This is a genomic window from Streptomyces sp. NPDC058579, assembly GCF_042718575.1.
In the GTDB taxonomy this organism is placed as follows: Bacteria; Actinomycetota; Actinomycetes; order Streptomycetales; family Streptomycetaceae; genus Streptomyces.
Map to the genome: position 1 here is coordinate 1 of NZ_JBHXPI010000025.1, position 15658 is coordinate 15658.

Consider the following 15658-nt stretch of genomic DNA (forward strand, 5'->3'; position numbering starts at 1 on the left):
TGTCATGCCTGAACCTCTCCACAAGACGGACCTCACTTCAGAGCGTGCGGCCTCACGTCGCACAGCAAGTTATCGGCCAAGACACTCTTCCCCGTTGGGGAAGCGCGTCTTGGTCCGGTTTGGCCCGCCCCAGGGAGGGGCGGAGTCGGCCCAGCACCAGGAGGAGCTGGACCATGAGGCAGCGGCCGAAGGAGCACAAACAACGCCGTAGACGCCGTTCCCCAAAAAACCTCGCCGCTTAAGCACTTGCCGAAGACCGCCGACAAGCGCGTTCACGTCCGCAGCGTCCGTCCCAACGACGACGAGAAGGAGCAGCGCTTCGACAAGCCTCTGTCTCTGCCCGCAAGCCCCTGCCCGCCTTTCTCACCCGGAGCGAGCTCGCTCCGCCCGTGATGCCGAGCGTGCCACCCAGTGATAGACCGGCGGGGTCGGCACCTCGCCCAGCCGCTGTTGGAGCGGCAGACCGCCGTGGTGCGCCAGGCGCTCCCCGACCCGGCCGAGCAGATCCTCACCGAACCACCCGGCCCACCCTCGCCATCACCCTCAACAACGCCGCCACAGCCTGCCACAACCCTGCAGCGCTCCTGGCCGTTGAGAAGCCTCCGCAGGGCAGGACAGCAGGCAGAGTTCAGCCTGGTCCTGTCGCACCCACCCCAAGGGCGACGCGGTCAGACTCCCTTCCAATGAGCCGTTGCCACGGGCCCTGCACCGAGCGGCGCATCCCACGTTCACTGAGTGAACGGCCGGGACGTTCACCCGGTGAACGTCCGCGATGTTCACTGAGTGAACAGGGCCGCGGCTCGCTCTCAGGGATGCCGTTCCGCGTCGGAACAGCGACCACGGTGCAGCGCGGAACGCACCCCTCGTTCCGCCGGGAGCACCGGCGGACCGCTGTTCACGAACTGAACGGCGGTGGTGTTCAGTAACTGAACGGCCGTCCTGTTCACTCACTGAACAAGACGGCCACAACCCGGTCCCGTAGCACGCTCCCCCGTACTGGCGTACGGAGGCGGGACCCGTTCCTCCGAGGAACGCCGAACGCGTTCCCCGAAGGAACAGCCCACCGTGTTCCTCGAGGGAACCGCGCTCGCGTTCCGATTCGGAACACCCGCGCCGTTCCGTTTCGGAACAGCGAACCCGTTCCGATTCGGAACACGCTCGCCACGATGGTGAGAAGGCAGGCCGGATCGCGTTCAGTCGATTTTGCCCTCCAGCAGCTCCAACGCCTCCTCCCACCGGAAGCGGTCCGCTCCCCCGCCCGCCTTCGGCCGGTGAGGCTCGTACGACCCGACCAGCACGCCCATCTCCCGCAGCTGGTCCAGGCTCCGGCGGTACGCCGGGTGTGCGGCCATGGCTGCGTTCACGTACGGCAGGACGACCGTCGGGATGCCCATCCCGTACGCCTCGCACAGGATGCCCAGCGCGAGGGTGTCGGCGATGCCTGCGGCCCACTTGTTGACCGTGTTGAACGTGGCCGGCGCGACGGCGATGGCGTCGGCGGGCGGGAGCGGGCGCGGATCGCCGGGACTGCGCCACGCCGAGCGGATCGGATAGCCCGTCTGGGCCTCGATCGCCTCGGTATCGAGGAAGCCGAGGCCCTGTGGTGTGGCGATGACGCCGACGCCCCAGCCCTGCTCCTGCGCGGCAGTGATCAGCGTGTGGGCGTCGCCTGCGATGCCGGCAGCGCAGACGACGACGTAGAAGAACGGCTGTGCGGTCACGCGGGGACTCCCAGTCGGCGGCGGAAGCGGTGGAGTTCGGGCAGCGTACGTCGCCGATCGCGGGCGGCCATGTCGGCGACCAGGTCACGGACGGCAGGACGGCGTACTTCCTGGGCGGCACAGGTCTCAGCGATGCGGAGGGCCTGGTAGCCCTCGGCGAGGCCGAGGGAGCGGTCCCCCTCCCCATCCTCAGCAAGGTGGCCGGCGAGAATTGCCAGCTCACGTTCTCCCCCAGCACCCACACGGTCATCTGGGCCACCAAGGAGGACGACGGGCTCTGGTCCGTCTCCGAGCTGGACCCTTACACGGTGATCGTGCGCCTCCCGCACGGCTCAGCCGTGGAAGCGGCTTGCGAGGAGTACAAGCAACTCATTCGAGCGACCCTGCCCTCCGATCCGAACGAGGCCGTGGCCCGCATCCGCGTGCTGACCAAGCAGTACGCCCAGCGGACGAAGGCGCTGGAAGGAGTGTGGCGGGACCTGTACGAGCAGTTCCCCAATACGGTTTCGCACATCTGGCATCCCGTGGACGACGTCTGCCCCAAGCACCGTCGACGCCATGGCGTCGGCCAACCCGGCACCGGCTTGGATATTCACCGCGGTTCCTGGCGCAGGCTCCGCTCCCCGAGGCACGATCGGGGCCATGCGCATCTTGTTGCTCGGTGGATCTTGGTTCCTGGGCCGGGCCGTGGCCGAGGACTGTCTCGCACGCGGCTGGTCCGTCACGACCTTCAATCGCGGCCGCTCAGCGCCGGACCTGCCCGGAGTCCAGACGGTTCGAGGGGACAGGACCAGCAGGGAGGATCTGGAGAGGCTCGCCCGGTCGGGGCCGTGGGACGCGGTGGTGGACACTTCCGCTTCCGAGCTGGCTCCGAACCAGGTCCTCGCCGGGACGTCCGTCCTGGAGCCGGTCGTCGACCGCTATGTGTACGTCTCGACGGTGAACGCGTACATCGGCTGGCCGCATGAGCCGCTCACGGAGCGGTCCCCGACGTACCCCGCGCCGCCGGACGCCGACCGGGAGTACGGGATCGCGGAAGGCGTCACCATCCACTACGGCAAGCAGAAGGCCGGCGCCGAAGCGGCTGTGCGGAGCCTCTTCGGGGACCGCGCGACCGTGCTTCGGCCCGGTGTGATCCTCGGGCCCGGGGAGTACGTCGGCCGTCTGCCGTGGTGGCTGCAGCGCGCGGAGCGTGGGGGCAGGATGCTGGCTCCTGGACGTCCCGAGCAGCCGATCCAGCCCGTGGACGTACGGGATGTGGCGGCCTTCGCGCTCGACACAGCCGCGAAGGGCGGCGGCCCGTACAACCTCGCGGCGCCCCAGGAACGCGACACCATGGCCAATCTCCTCACCGCATGTCTGGAGGTCACCGGCAACCAGGGTGAACTCGCCTGGGCCGAGGACCACTTCCTGGCCGACCACGGGGTACGCGAGTGGACCGAGCTGCCGCTGTGGCGGACGAGTGCAGGTGCGTGGGCCGTGGACGCGAGCCTCGCTCGGGAGGCCGGTTTCGTGTGCCGTCCGCTGCTCGAAACGGTTCGGGACACCTGGGGCTGGCTGCACGGGGGCGAACGTCCGGTGGCCCACCCTCGTTGGGCCGATCACGGCATTGACCCGGAGAAGGAGGCCCGAATCCTGGCCTCGATCGTCTGATCAGCCCTCTATCGCCGGCCGCCGGCTTCCTGGCAGTTGCCTGGCGGCGGCGACGGCCACGAACTCCTCGATCTGCTCGGCCAGGAACCTCGCCGCGTGCGCCTGTTCGAGGGAAGGGCGGGCGAGGTCGGTGCGGAGCTGGGAGACCCGGTCGACGAGTCCGATCGTTCGCCACTCGGCCGGCGTGGCGAGGACCGGCGCAAGCGCTTCGTCGGCGCCTTCGAGTTCGCCACCCATCAGTCGGGCGCGGGCAAGGTCGACGGTGACCTGCATCTCGACCTGGCGGTCGGGGTTCGGGGTGCCGCCCAGGAGCCGAAGGGCATCCCGGGCCGATGCTTCCGCTCGTGCGCCGTCGCCCAGGACCAGGTAGGTGGTCGCGTGGCTCATGGCGGCACGCGGCGCCTCGAACCCGAACTCACCGCCCACGTCGTCGTGAAGTTCATCGCGCAGCCCCGCGCCCGGGTCCAGAGCCCTGCGCATCGTCTCCCGCGCCTCGTCCGCTCGGCCCAGATGGGCGTACGAGCGAGCTTCGATCGCCAGGAGCCGAGCGCGGCCCACGTCTCCCACTCCCCCGAAGCTCTTGGCCATCTGGACGTCCCGCAGCGCGGCGGCAGGGCGCCGCGCCCAGTAGGCGAGGTAGGCCAGGACGCCATGGGCGTACGCCTGCAACGGCCCGTGCTCGATGACCTGTCCGTACATCGCGGAGGTACGCGCGAACTGTGTGGCCGGACCGAGCATGCCGAGGTCGAACGCGGCGACCGAGAGCAGCGAGGAGGCCAGGCCCGCCGCTCCGTAGAGCCGCGCCTGCTGGCGTGGGCGCTGCGTACGGTTCAGCTTCTCCTGTGCGTCGAGGAGGAGTTCCTCGGCTCTCCGGTAGGCGCGGAGGGGCTCCGCGGTCTCGTACGCGACGGCAAGCACCCGGACGTCGTCGTCGAGTTGGTCGAGGGTCATGTCCGGGAGGTGGGAGGAAGCGGCGTCGCCGGCGTGGGCGGCGGCGTCTCGTGCGGTCATCGCGATGTCGCTTTCGTTGAGCACTGGTTCCAGGGCGACCGCTGCCGACGGCGTGGGGCCCATCAGCTCCGACACGGGGTAGCCGAACATCCTGGTGAGGATGCGAGGCGCCGGCGGATTCGGGCTCATCGGCCGCCCGCTGGTCCACCGGCGCCATGTGGGCTCGGAGACATCCGCGGTCCGGTACAGATCGCTGCCGAGTTCATCGCCGATGGTCCGCCCGACGCGGCGGTACTCCTCGGCGGCGTCCGTGTAGGACCACCCTCGTGCGAGCACCAGGGCGTGGAGCAGGTTCCGAGGCTCCGGCACGTGCACCTCCTGCATTCGCTCGGCTGTCGGCCGTCAGCTGGTCATCGACCTGACTAGTGCCAATCCAGGGTGACTTGGAACGCCGCACGGCGAGGTGATTTCCCAGTGATACCCCGATCGATTCAACGATCGCCTTCTGACACCCCCACGGCATGGTGCGGCTCTTCGTTCGCCGAGAACCTTTGGTCCTTCACGAAGTCAGGCCCGAGTCGAGGAGGTATGAGAGTGCGGTCCGCGGAGTTCACGAGTGGTCGTACGGCGCCGAATCCCGAGTGGGCGGCCTTGAGTCAGCGTCTCCTGGCCCTGTTGGCGGTCACGGAAGGCCGAGAGGCAGTCGTACCCCTGGGCGGCGATCTGTTCGACGTCGTGATCACCGCCGCAGGGCCCGCTGGGCATCGGGCTGTGGCCGCCATGACCGCGCTCAACCGCTGCGGACCGGTTATGGCAGAGGCCGGCGGCCCGTGGTTGTGGTGGCTGGTCCCGCCTCGCACGACCTCGACGTGGCGCCACCATCCGTACGGGATCAGCCTCGGAGCTCCCACCGCCATCCGGCTCCCGCCGCCTCACCGGACGACCCCTCCCGCCGGGGGCGGGACGTACTGGCTGCGCTCGGTTCGGGGCGGTTCACTCAACGACGCCGACCCATTGCGGGCCGTCCTCAACGGCGAGCGTCCCTTACCGGCCCCCCACGCCTCCGTCGCCCTGCTGCTGACAGGAATCCACCTCTAGTCCGCCGCTAGTCCGCCGCGCCGGTGGGCTGTCCCGTCCACGCCCACCGGCGCGGCCTCCACTTCTCCGCACCGCACCCCCTGATCTCGCGAAAGGCCCCATCGTGCGCATCCCACCCCTCTCCCCCGTCGAGTTCGACGGACCGGTCGCCGTCATCACCGGCGGCTGGTCCGGTGAACGTGACCGGTCTCTCCTGTCCGGCCACACCGTGATGGAGACCCTCCTCTCGCAGGGCATCAAGACCCGCATGATCGATCTGGAGGACGACCAGGAATCCCTGGTGCTCGATCTGCACGGCACCTCGGTCGCGTTCCTCGCCATCGCCGGCCGGGGAGCCGAGGACGGTCGGCTCCAGGGGCTCTTGGAGACGCTCGGCGTCGACTACACCGGAAGCGGCGTCCTCACCTCGGCGCTGGGCATGAACAAGCTCGCCGCAAAGGTCCAGGTCGCTGCCGCCGGCGTCCGTACGGTCGGGTCCAGCCGGGTCGACCCGTACGCGGATCCAGCCCAGGAGGCGCAGCGGATCGCGGACACCCACGGCCTGCCCGTGGTCATCAAGCCCGTCTGCGAGGGCGGGTCCATCGGTGTCGTCGTGGCCCGAAGGCTCGACGAGGTCGCCGAGGTGGTGCGCGGAGCCGGGCGGACAGCCCTTATGGCCGAGACGTACATCAGCGGCAGATCCGTCAGTGTCGGCATCCTGGAAGCTCCGGACGGGACACTGACCGTGCTGCCCCCGCTGGAGACGGAGACGACGGAGGAGATCTACTCCTACGCGGCGAAGCGCACGACGGACGCGACGATGTACCACTGCCCGGCCCGAGTGTCCGACGAGCTGATCTCCGCCCTGCGGGACCAGGCGGCCCTCGCTCACCGAGCCCTGCACTGCCACTCGTACTCGCGGCACGACTTCGTCGTCTCGGAGACTGCGGGCGCCGTGTGGCTGGAGGTCAACACCCTGCCGGGACTGTCCCGGGGCGGGAACCTCGCCCGTATGGCGAGGGCCGCTGGCCTCTCGTACGAGCAGCTCCTCGCCCACATCGCGAGGGGCGCCCGCACCGACCGCCGCGCGAAGGCATAGGGGCCTGACCATGTCCTCGATGACTCCGCTCGACGTACTGAACGCGGCCGGAAACCTGCGCCGCGTAGCCGTCCGCACACCCCTGCTCTCCTCGCCGCTGGTCGACGAGATCCTCGGCCGCCGTGTGGTCGTGAAGGCGGAGAGTATGCAGCGCACCGGTTCGTTCAAACTGCGTGGCGCGTACAACGCGTTAGCCCTGATGCGACCCGAGCAGCGCGCCATCGGGGTGATCGGCGGCTCTTCCGGGAACCACGCGCAGGCCCTCGCGCTCGCCGCCCGGCTCTTCGAGGTTCCGGCAACCGTCGTCGTCCCGGCGGACGCTCCGGCCGTCAAAGTCCAGGCGATCGACGCGCTCGGAGCCAGGATCGTCATGTACGACCGCCACGCGGGCCACCGTGACACCCTGGTCCAGCGGCTCGCCCAGGAGCACGGCCTGAGTATCGTGCCGTCCGCCGACCACCCCGCCGTGATCGCGGGTGCCGGAACCGTCACCTGGGAGCTCCTCCAGGACGAGCCCGGACTCGTCGCCATCTTCGTACCCGTCGGAGGTGGTGGACTGGCCGCCGGCACCGCGCTCGCGGCGCACGCCGGTCAACCGCATGGCGCACGCGTGATCGGCGTGGAGCCGGCGGTCGCCGACGACACCCGGCGCTCTCTCCACGCAGGCCGCCGGATCTCGATCCCGCCGCCATGGACCATCGCCGACGGCCTGGGCCACACGGAGCCCGCGTACCTGCCCTTCGAGATCAACCGCAAGCTGCTCGACAGCATCGAGACCGTGCCGGAGCACCGGATCGCCGACGCGATGGCGTACCTGTGGCAGTACTACCGCGCCACCGCCGAGCCGTCCGGCGCCGTCGCCTTCGCCGGTCTTCTCCAGGCCGCGGACCGACTGCCTGCCGGCCCGGTCGGCGTGGTGCTGTCCGGCGGCAACGCCGACTGGACGACCTACCGCCCGCTGCTCGACTCCGCCATGGAACGGATCAACTCCGATGCCCCCGTGCTGCACTGACCTCGCACCGCCGCCCCGCCGCCCCGGCCTGGTCCACTCGCCCGTGCCCGTCGTCACCCAGTACGCCAGCCCACAGCTCATCGCGGGGATCGTGTACGAGGGCCACGACCCGGGCGACGACCCGCGGTGGGCCGAGACGGGCGCCGCCACCCGGGAGGAGTACGGGCGCTGGTGCCGGCACATGTGCGGGATGGCCTGCCTCCAAATGGCCCTTCTCCACCGTGACGGGATCGCCCCGAACCTCTTCCAGCTCCTGGCCGGGGCCCGTGAGGCGGGTGCGTACGTCGAGCAGGACGACGGCGACATCAAGGGCCTCATCTACGCCCCCGCCGTCGCCTGGATGCGATCTGTCTACGGCCTGGGCGCGACCGTGCACCCCACGCTCACGGTCGAGGAGCTGATGGGACTCCTTGACTCCGGCTGGATGGTGATGTCGTCGGTGTCCAAGGACATCCGTAGGCCGGACGTCGAGCCGTCGCGGCGCGGTGGTCATCTGGTCCTGTGTCGAGGCCGTACGCCCGACGGACACATCGCCTTCAGTAACCCGTCCGGGCACACCCCGGACACCCTCGCCCCCACCCTGCCAGTCAGTCGCTTCGCGGCCTTCTTCGGCGGGCGGGGCATCTCCCTCGACCTCCGGCCCGCCTGACCGGCCCGATTCTCCCTCCCGTACCCGTCCGCAGAAGAGAGAAGGCACCGCCATGCAGCCCATGCTCCTGTCGACCATCGCCGAGGTCGTCGGCGGCACCCTCGCCGACGCCCCCGACCCCGACGTCCTCGTGAACGCGCCCGCCGTCTTCGACTCCCGCAAGGCCGGCCCCGGCGCCCTGTTCATCGCCCTGCCCGGCGAAAAGGCCGACGGACACGACTACGCCCAGTCCGCCGTGAAGGCGGGCGCCGTCGCCGTACTCGCCGCCCGGCCCGTCGGCGTCCCCGCGATCGTCGCCGACGATGTCCTCGCCGCCTTCGGGCGCCTGGGCCAGTACCTCGTCGCGCACACCCTCCTCGACACGAAGGTCGTCGCGATCACCGGCTCCGCAGGGAAGACGTCCACGAAGGACCTCATCGCCCAACTCCTCCCGGCCGCTGGCCAGGTGGTGGCGACCCCGCAGTCCTTCAACAACGAGATCGGGCTCCCGCTCACCATCTCCATGGCCGACCCGTCCACGGACTACCTCGTCCTGGAGATGGGCGCCCGCGGCATCGGCCACATTCGTGACCTGACCCGTATCGCTCCCCCGAGCATCTCCGTCGTCACCAACGTCGGCACCGCGCACGTCGGCGAGTTCGGTGGCCGGGACAAGATCGCCGAGGCGAAGGGCGAGATCGTCGAGGCTCTGTCCTCCACTGGCCTTGCCGTCCTGAACGCCGACGACCCGCTCGTGCTGGCCATGGCGGAGCGGACCACCGCCCGGATCGCCACGTACGGTCTCGGCGAGGAATCCACTGTCCGCGCCACCGACGTCACCGTCGACGCCTTCGGCCGTGCCTCCTACATCCTCATCACGCCCGAGGGCAGCGCTTGGGTCTCGCTCCAGCTCGTCGGCGCCCCGCAGGTCTCCAACTCCCTCGCCGCCGCGGCTGTCGCCCGCGAGGCCGGCCTCGGAGTCGCCGACATCGCGGAACTCCTCTCCGCCGCGACCCCCCAGTCACGCTGGCGCATGGAGGTCACCACCCGCGCGGACGGCGTCACCATCGTCAACGACGCCTACAACGCGAACCCCGACTCCATGCGCTCCTCCCTGGAGGCCCTGGCCGCCATGGCCCGTGGGCGTGACCAGCGCGCCATCGCCGTACTGGGTCGCATGAACGAGCTCGGCCCCGAGACCCGTACCGCGCACGAGGGCATCGGGCGCATCGCCGCCGCCCTCGACCTGGACCGGATCGTCTTCGTCGGAGGGGAAGAGGCCCAATGGATGCAGCAGGCTGCGACCGGCGCCGGGGGGAGCGCCGTGCACCTGCCCGACCAGGACACCGCCCTCCAGCTCCTGGGCGACACGCTCCGGAGCGGGGACGTCGTCCTGGTCAAGGCATCCCGAGGAGTCCAGCTCCAGCAGCTCGCCGAACGACTGCTGCAGCCCAACCCCGAGTCCTCCGAGGCTTAGGCGGCGGCGACCGACTCGCCCGTCACGACGCCCTGTCCATGGTCGGCGAGGTCACCGGTGCCCATGAGCACGACCACGTCACCCGGCTCCGTGATCGCCAGCGCGGACAGCACGGCCTGAGCGCGGTCGGTCTCGACGACGGCCGCGTGCGTCACCAGCTCCTCCGGCAGCTGCTCGTCGGCGCCACGGCCGGTCCCTGTCAGGACCAGCACGTCGGCGCCGGCGAGCGCCTCCGCGAATCCGTCACCGAAGGCGTGGTGACGAGCGGCCCCGGCGGGCTGGAAGACGACCACGACCTTCCCCACGCCCGCCGGGGACTGGGCGGCGGCAAGGTCGGCGCGGATCTCGGTGGGGTGGTGCGCGTACGAGTCGTACACGCGCACCGCGCCGACCGACCCGGCCGGCGTCATCCGGCGCTGGACGCCATCGAAGCACCCCAGCTCCGCCACGAACGCGGCCGCATCCAGCCCGAGCGCATCAGCCATCGCGACGGCGCAGGCCGCGTTGGCGAGCTGGTGCGTTCCGGGGACGACGAGCGCCAGCTCGTACGCCGCACCACGCGGGCCGGTGAGCCTGGCCGTGCTGCGCGTCCCCATGGTCCGAACCTGGCCGACCCGCCACTGGGCGTCGGCACGGAACCCGACGGTCACCAGACGCAGATCACCCCGCGCGCCGGTCAGACGGCGCACGAGCTCCTGGGCGGCCGGCGAGTCCGCGTTCACGACCAGGGTTCCCTCGGAGCGCATACCGAGCGCGAACGACTCGTACGCGTCGATGTGCGCGGCCAGGTCGGCGTAATTCTCCGGGTGGTCGTGGTCGACGTCGGTGACGACCGCGAGGTCGACCGCGACGTTCAGGTGCGTACGGTCCGACTCGTCGACCTCGGCGACGAAGTACCGTCCCGCCGCGTTGCGTCCGCCGCTCGCCGGCCCGTGCAGCTCGCCACCGACGACGTACGACGGGTCCTGCCCCATCCGCGCCAACACGACCGCGAGCATGCCCGCCGTGGACGTCTTCCCGTGCGTCCCGAGCACACCGACCGAGGTCCTGCCGGCCATCGCGGCGTTCAGCGCCGTCGACCGGTGGACGAGGGGGATCCCTCGGCGCCGGGCCTCCTGGACCTCGGGGTTGCCGGCGGCGACCGCATGCGTGAACACGACGGCGGTCGCGCCCTGCGGCACGTTGCCGGCTTGGTGACCGCAGTTGACGGTCACTCCGCTCCGGCCGAGCTCGTCGAGGGCGGCGCTCGTACAGATGTCGCTTCCGCTCACGGCGAGGCCCTGCTCGGCCAGGACGCGGGCGAGGGGCAGCATCCCCGTACCGCCGACGCCGACGAAGTGGACTCTGCTCAGGTCGGGCGCCGCGTCCAGCACAGTGGGCGCGATCGTGGGAACCGCAGTCTCCATGGACAGCCTCCTTCGGACGGCCTCAGCCGCCTCCAGCGGGACCGGCACCGGAGTGGCCGGCGCCGCCCCTCCACCGTCTTGGACAGACCTGTCAGTCATCTACGCCTTGAGGGGGTGCGGGCCCATTCGCACCCCTCGTGTGCTGGTCCGACGCATCGGGGGTCGCAATGAGGAAGCCCAACTACTTGCTAGCGGTCGCCCTTTCCACTGCTGGCTGGAGCAACGCGGAGACCGCGCGCCGCGTCAACGCCCTGGCAATGGAACGCGGTCACCGGGGACTCGCCGTGGATCATTCCCGAGTCGGACGCTGGATCCGACTCGGAGAGAAGCCGCGACCTCCGGTGCCTGTGATCCTGGCCGACCTTCTGACGCTCCAGCTTGAGAGACGGTGCACACCGTCGAGCCTGGGCCTTTCAAAGCCCCGTGTCCTGCAGGTCCAACTGGAGGAAGCAGAGCACCTGGTCTTGCTTCGAGAGGCGAGGAAGGCCCGCCTACCACCAGGCGACTACGCGGCTCGCCTACTCAAGAATGGGTTGTCGCGCAGTCACAGAACCGGGTAGATCCCCAACCCGCAGAACGAGCTCCTTCGTTGACAAGCGGACCACGCCTGAGCCGGTGGCGGTGGCGGTGGGCCTCCCGTGGCCAGAATCGATGCCATTCAATGCACTTCAGCTCGCGACATGCAGTGCAGCTCGCCGCCGACTACGCTGACCCTGCCGTCGCGGAGCAATGAGGAGATGACGACTCACTCCTTGCCTCGGGGCCCAGCACGGACCGGGCTTCAACCACCCAAATCCCGATGCCCTGGTGGATGGCCTGCAAGTAGAGTGCGCCACAGTCATAGTTAGGGCGCGAAATGGAATTCTCTGACCAAAGAGACCGACTGATGCGAGCGCATCAGCTTGGAGCGCAACTGTCGGCCGACATGCAGGCCTGGACACACCACTACCCGCTTGGAGCTAAGGGCAACATCGCCGAGGACCGCCTCAGTTGGGAGCTGCGACTCGAGGTTTCCCAGCCGCCCCCGCTCGCCGAGTGGGGTTTCCGATTCGGCGAGGCTGTGCACCATCTACGGGCCGCCTTGGACAACCTGGTCGTAGCCATCGCTCGACAGTCCGGTGTAGCAGACGAGAAGCACCTCAACGCTCTCGCCTTCCCTATCTGCGGCACGCGCAAGGAATGGAAGAAGCGCAGTAAGGCGATGATGCACCTGCCAGAGTGGTGCCGCGACACACTGGAGCAGCTTCAGCCGTTCCAGCGCCCCGAGCACGGCGGCACGCTCGACGAAGACCTGCTGCTGGTCCTACGACAACTCGACAACAGCGCAAAGCATCACCTGCAGGTCAAACCGGATCTGGCGTCCCACTCCATCCGGCACGAGCCGACTATCGAGTTCGAGACCGAGGCAGGCGCGGCTGCCAGCCAGCCGCCCAACGTCGAACTGATGATGGCACCGTTCGAGGACGGCGCCATCCTGCTCCGCCATCGGACCAGCGGACGGATCAAGTCTGTCCGGGGTCGGTGCAACATTAAGGCTCAGGTCCAGGTCGTCTTGCCGGACAGCCGCACCTCCGGCGTTACGGAAATCCTGGCGGCGTTGTGCGAGTACACGCGAATCGTCATGGACCACGCGATCGACGCAGCCGAGCAGAGCTGCCGCAACCCTGAATCCTGACGTCGCAGTCCCGCCGGCATCGGCTCCGCACACCGAGCTGGCGCCCTTGACGGCGTCGACACGGTTGAAGTCCTCCGCGTTGGACAGCAAGAGCCGGTCCTCACCCGGGTGGGGGTCGAAGTAGCCGTCGAGGGAAACCGCGGCGGAAGTAGAACGTAAGAGCGGGACACGGATTGCTCCAAGGACTGAGCAGATCAAGCAGGGTGCAGCCCGATGCGGTCGAGCGCGGCCCGGAATTGGGCAACGCCTTCCTCCCGTGTCGCAGGGGCAAGCGCCCGGCCCAGCTGGCCCAGCTGGCCCGACGATCCGGGCCGACCCGGTTTCGGCCGCGAATCCAAACGGCCTGCGTACCGATCCTGGCAGGCAACGTCACATTGCCGGTGCCCGCGTGTGCACGGGCTGCCCTGGCCAGAAAGCCACCACGGTGGCGCCGGTAGACGGCTGGGATCGCCGCGATCGCGCTGTCGGGCTCACACGCCAGGATGCGCTCTGTACCTGGCCCGGCCCTCCAGTCCACCCTGACTGATGGGCCGTTACGTGAAGTCGATGCATCGTCGCTGTTCGGGAAGTCCTCAGACTGTCTGGGGTCCCATGATGCGTACGAGTAGGTCGTCGAGGCTCACGAGCCCCGTGAGGTCGCCGCGCTCGTCCAGTACCAGGGCTAGGGAGGCGCGCCGCTGTCGCAGCAGTTCGACGGCGTGGGAAACGGTCGTAGTGGTAGTCAGTTCGGGGACCGGGCGTGCGAGGTCCTGTGCGGTCAGGGATCGGCCTCGGGTACGGGCCACCAGGGCGTCGCGCGCGTGGAGCGAGCCGATGATGCGGCCTCCGTCGCGGACGAGGAGGCGGGTGCGGTCCGCTTCCGACGCTCGGGCGAGGAGCGTGTCCAGGTCAGCCGTGGCCGGCACGGTGACCATGTCGGCGGCCGGGATCTGGAGTTCGGCGACCGGAGTCTGGGGCTCGGTCAGGGAGCGGGTGATCAGTTGCGAGTCCGTCTTGTTGATCAGGCCCAAGCGCTCGGACTCCTCAACGAGGTGCGTGAGCTGTTCGCGGTTGTGGACAGCGGCCAGTTCGTCGCGGGGCTGGACGCGGCACAACCGTACGAGGGCGTTACTGACCTTGTTCAGGATCCCGATCAGCGGTCGGACCACCTTGACCACGGCTCGGAACGGCGGGGTGAGGAGCATCGCCGCACGTTCGGGGTGGGCGATCGCCCAGGACTTGGGGGCCATCTCCCCTACGACCATGTGCAGGAACACCACGATGATCATGGCGACCGCGAACGCGATGCCGTAGCTGAGGGCCGTCGGCAGCCCCAGGTCGACCAGGAGCGGGTCGAGTTCGTGGGAGATTGCGGGCTTGGAGACCGAGCCCAGGCCCAGGGTGCAGATGGTGATGCCGAGCTGGGCGCCGGCGAGCATCAGCGACAGCTCGCGCATCCCCGCGAGCGCTGCCTTGGCGCCGCGCTGTCCCTCCGAGACGGCCTTCTCGATGCGGTGCCGTTTGGCCGCGACGAGCGCGAACTCGGCGGCGACGAAGAACCCGCTGCCGATCAGCAGCAGGACGGTGACGAAGAGCGCCATCGGGAAACTCATGCCTGCGCCTCCTCGGCGACGGACGGGGCCTGCTCGAGTCGGACGTGTTCCGGGACGTGCCGGTCCAGGCTCAGGACCTCGATCCGTACGCCGTCCACGGTGAGCCGGTCACCGATGGTTGGGAAGCGGCCGAGGCGGTCGATGATCAGGCCGGCCACGGTGTCGTAGTCGTCCTCCTCGGGCAGGACGATGCCGGTCGCGTCCTCGATCTCGTCGAGGCGGCGGCCCGCGTCGACGCGCCAGCCGTCCCCCTCCGCGACGGCGAGGGCGACGACCGTGTCGGTCTCGTCCGCGATGTCGCCCACGAGCTCCTCGGCGATGTCCTCGTACGTGACGATCCCGGCGACACCGCCGTGCTCGTCGAGGACCACCGCGAACTCGTCGTCGTACTCCCGCATCCGGGCCACCGCCTGCGGCAGCGGCAGGGTGTCGGGCAGCAGGAGCGGTGAGCGGGCAGCTTCCGCCGCGGTCATGCGGTCGAAGCGGTCGGCGGGCAGGCGCATGAGCTCGCGTACGCCGAGGACGCCGGCGACGTCGTCCGGGTGGTCGCCGAGGACTGGGTAGTTGGAGTGGCCGTGCTTCGCGATCAGCTCGACGGCCTCGGCGAGTGGGGCGTCCTTGCGTACGAAGAACGCGTCCACGCGCGGAACCATCACCTCGCCCATAGTCCGCTCCGAGAACTCCAGCGCGTGGTCGAGGAGTTCAGCGGTGTCGGCCGGCAACTGGCCCTGCTCGTGCGACTCCCCGATGAGGTGGCTGAGCTCTTCGAGCGTCGCGCCGTGGTGCAGCTCCTCGACCGGCTCGATGCCCAGCTTGCGCAGCAGCTTGTTCGCGGCGCCGTCGAAGACGTGGACGACCGGGCCGACGATCTTCAGATAGAGGAGCGTGGAAGACGCCAGCGACTTGGCGAGGCGCTCCGGCACCGCCAGCGCCAGGTTCTTCGGGGCAAGTTCGCCCAGGACCATCTGAAGGACTGTGGCGAGTACGAAGGCCAGGGTCACGGAGATGGCCGAGACCGCTCCGTCGGGCAGGCCCGTTCCCTCCAGTGCCGGCCTGAGCAGCGCCGAGACCGACGGTTCGGCCAGGAATCCGACCACCAGGCCGGTGACCGTGATGCCGAGTTGGGCGCCGGAGAGCATGAACGAGAGGCGCTCCAGGACCTTCAACGCGCGGGCCGCCCGCCTGTCGCCCGCCTCCGCCTCCCGGGCGAGCGCGAGCCGGTCGGCGGCCACGTACGCGAACTCCTGGGCCACGAAGTATCCGGTGCCGGCCGTCAGGACGAGGACGGCCAGCAGGCCGAGAACTGCGGTCATCGGCTACCGCACCCCATCACATCAGGGTGCGTCGATCTGGCGGACAAGAAGAAG

Annotated in this window: 11 protein-coding genes and 1 pseudogene; 6 read left to right on the forward strand and 6 right to left on the reverse strand. The window is 69.5% G+C overall.

What is annotated here, in order from left to right:
• Positions 1–1193 precede the first annotated feature (1193 nt).
• Together ACFWRO_RS24625 and ACFWRO_RS24630 are read right to left on the reverse strand one after the other, a co-directional pair.
• Entirely contained in the window at positions 1194–1721 is a 528-nt protein-coding gene (locus ACFWRO_RS24625; RefSeq protein WP_384513295.1) for a flavoprotein, read from the reverse strand.
• A pseudogene (locus tag ACFWRO_RS24630) lies at positions 1718–1882 on the reverse strand (transcriptional regulator); the annotation flags it as partial. The gene ACFWRO_RS24625 and the pseudogene ACFWRO_RS24630, both read right to left, overlap by 4 nt.
• A 481-nt stretch (positions 1883–2363) precedes the next feature.
• Between ACFWRO_RS24630 and ACFWRO_RS24635 the strand changes: the two are divergent.
• A complete protein-coding gene (locus ACFWRO_RS24635; protein WP_384513297.1) occupies positions 2364–3374 on the forward strand; it encodes an NAD-dependent epimerase/dehydratase family protein in 1011 nt (336 codons plus the stop codon).
• On the opposite strand, the gene ACFWRO_RS24640 is transcribed toward ACFWRO_RS24635, so the two are convergent.
• A complete protein-coding gene (locus ACFWRO_RS24640) occupies positions 3375–4694 on the reverse strand; it encodes a hypothetical protein (RefSeq protein ID WP_384513299.1) in 1320 nt (439 codons plus the stop codon). It abuts the gene before it with no gap.
• An 832-nt stretch (positions 4695–5526) separates the two neighbouring features.
• Between ACFWRO_RS24640 and ACFWRO_RS24645 the strand changes: the two genes are divergently transcribed.
• The 4 genes from ACFWRO_RS24645 to murF are packed head-to-tail and all read left to right on the forward strand — an operon-like array spanning position 5527 to position 9618.
• The gene (locus ACFWRO_RS24645; protein ID WP_384513301.1) at positions 5527–6501 is read left to right on the forward strand and encodes a hypothetical protein; all 975 of its coding nucleotides are present in this window, start codon (positions 5527–5529) and stop codon (positions 6499–6501) included.
• Positions 6502–6511: 10 nt separating this feature from the next.
• Positions 6512–7513, forward strand: coding sequence for a threonine/serine dehydratase (locus ACFWRO_RS24650; RefSeq protein ID WP_384513303.1), 1002 nt, complete (start codon positions 6512–6514; stop codon positions 7511–7513).
• A gap of 43 nt (positions 7514–7556) precedes the next feature.
• Positions 7557–8162 (forward strand): peptidase, encoded by a 606-nt coding sequence (locus ACFWRO_RS24655; RefSeq protein ID WP_384513305.1) that lies wholly within the window; start codon positions 7557–7559, stop codon positions 8160–8162.
• A 52-nt stretch (positions 8163–8214) separates the two neighbouring features.
• Positions 8215–9618 carry a UDP-N-acetylmuramoyl-tripeptide--D-alanyl-D-alanine ligase gene (murF, locus tag ACFWRO_RS24660; RefSeq protein WP_384513307.1) on the forward strand — a complete coding sequence of 468 codons (1404 nt, stop codon included), beginning with the start codon at positions 8215–8217 and terminating at the stop codon, positions 9616–9618.
• Here the strand turns inward: murF and murC are convergent.
• Positions 9615–11024, reverse strand: a complete 1410-nt coding sequence (murC, locus tag ACFWRO_RS24665) for a UDP-N-acetylmuramate--L-alanine ligase (RefSeq protein ID WP_384513309.1) — start codon at positions 11022–11024, stop codon at positions 9615–9617. The two genes, murF and murC, sit on opposite strands and share 4 nt — an antisense overlap.
• An 886-nt stretch (positions 11025–11910) precedes the next feature.
• Here murC and ACFWRO_RS24670 point away from each other — a divergent pair.
• Complete coding sequence (locus tag ACFWRO_RS24670; RefSeq protein WP_384513311.1) at positions 11911–12699, forward strand: hypothetical protein; 789 nt, start codon at positions 11911–11913, stop codon at positions 12697–12699.
• 572 nt (positions 12700–13271) lie between these two features.
• Here ACFWRO_RS24670 and ACFWRO_RS24675 read toward each other — a convergent pair.
• Positions 13272–14291, reverse strand: coding sequence for a hemolysin family protein (locus tag ACFWRO_RS24675; RefSeq protein ID WP_384513313.1), 1020 nt, complete (start codon positions 14289–14291; stop codon positions 13272–13274).
• Complete coding sequence (locus ACFWRO_RS24680) at positions 14288–15604, reverse strand: hemolysin family protein (RefSeq protein WP_384513315.1); 1317 nt, start codon at positions 15602–15604, stop codon at positions 14288–14290. The genes ACFWRO_RS24675 and ACFWRO_RS24680 overlap by 4 nt, the downstream gene beginning before the upstream one ends.
• Positions 15605–15658: the final 54 nt, after the last annotated feature.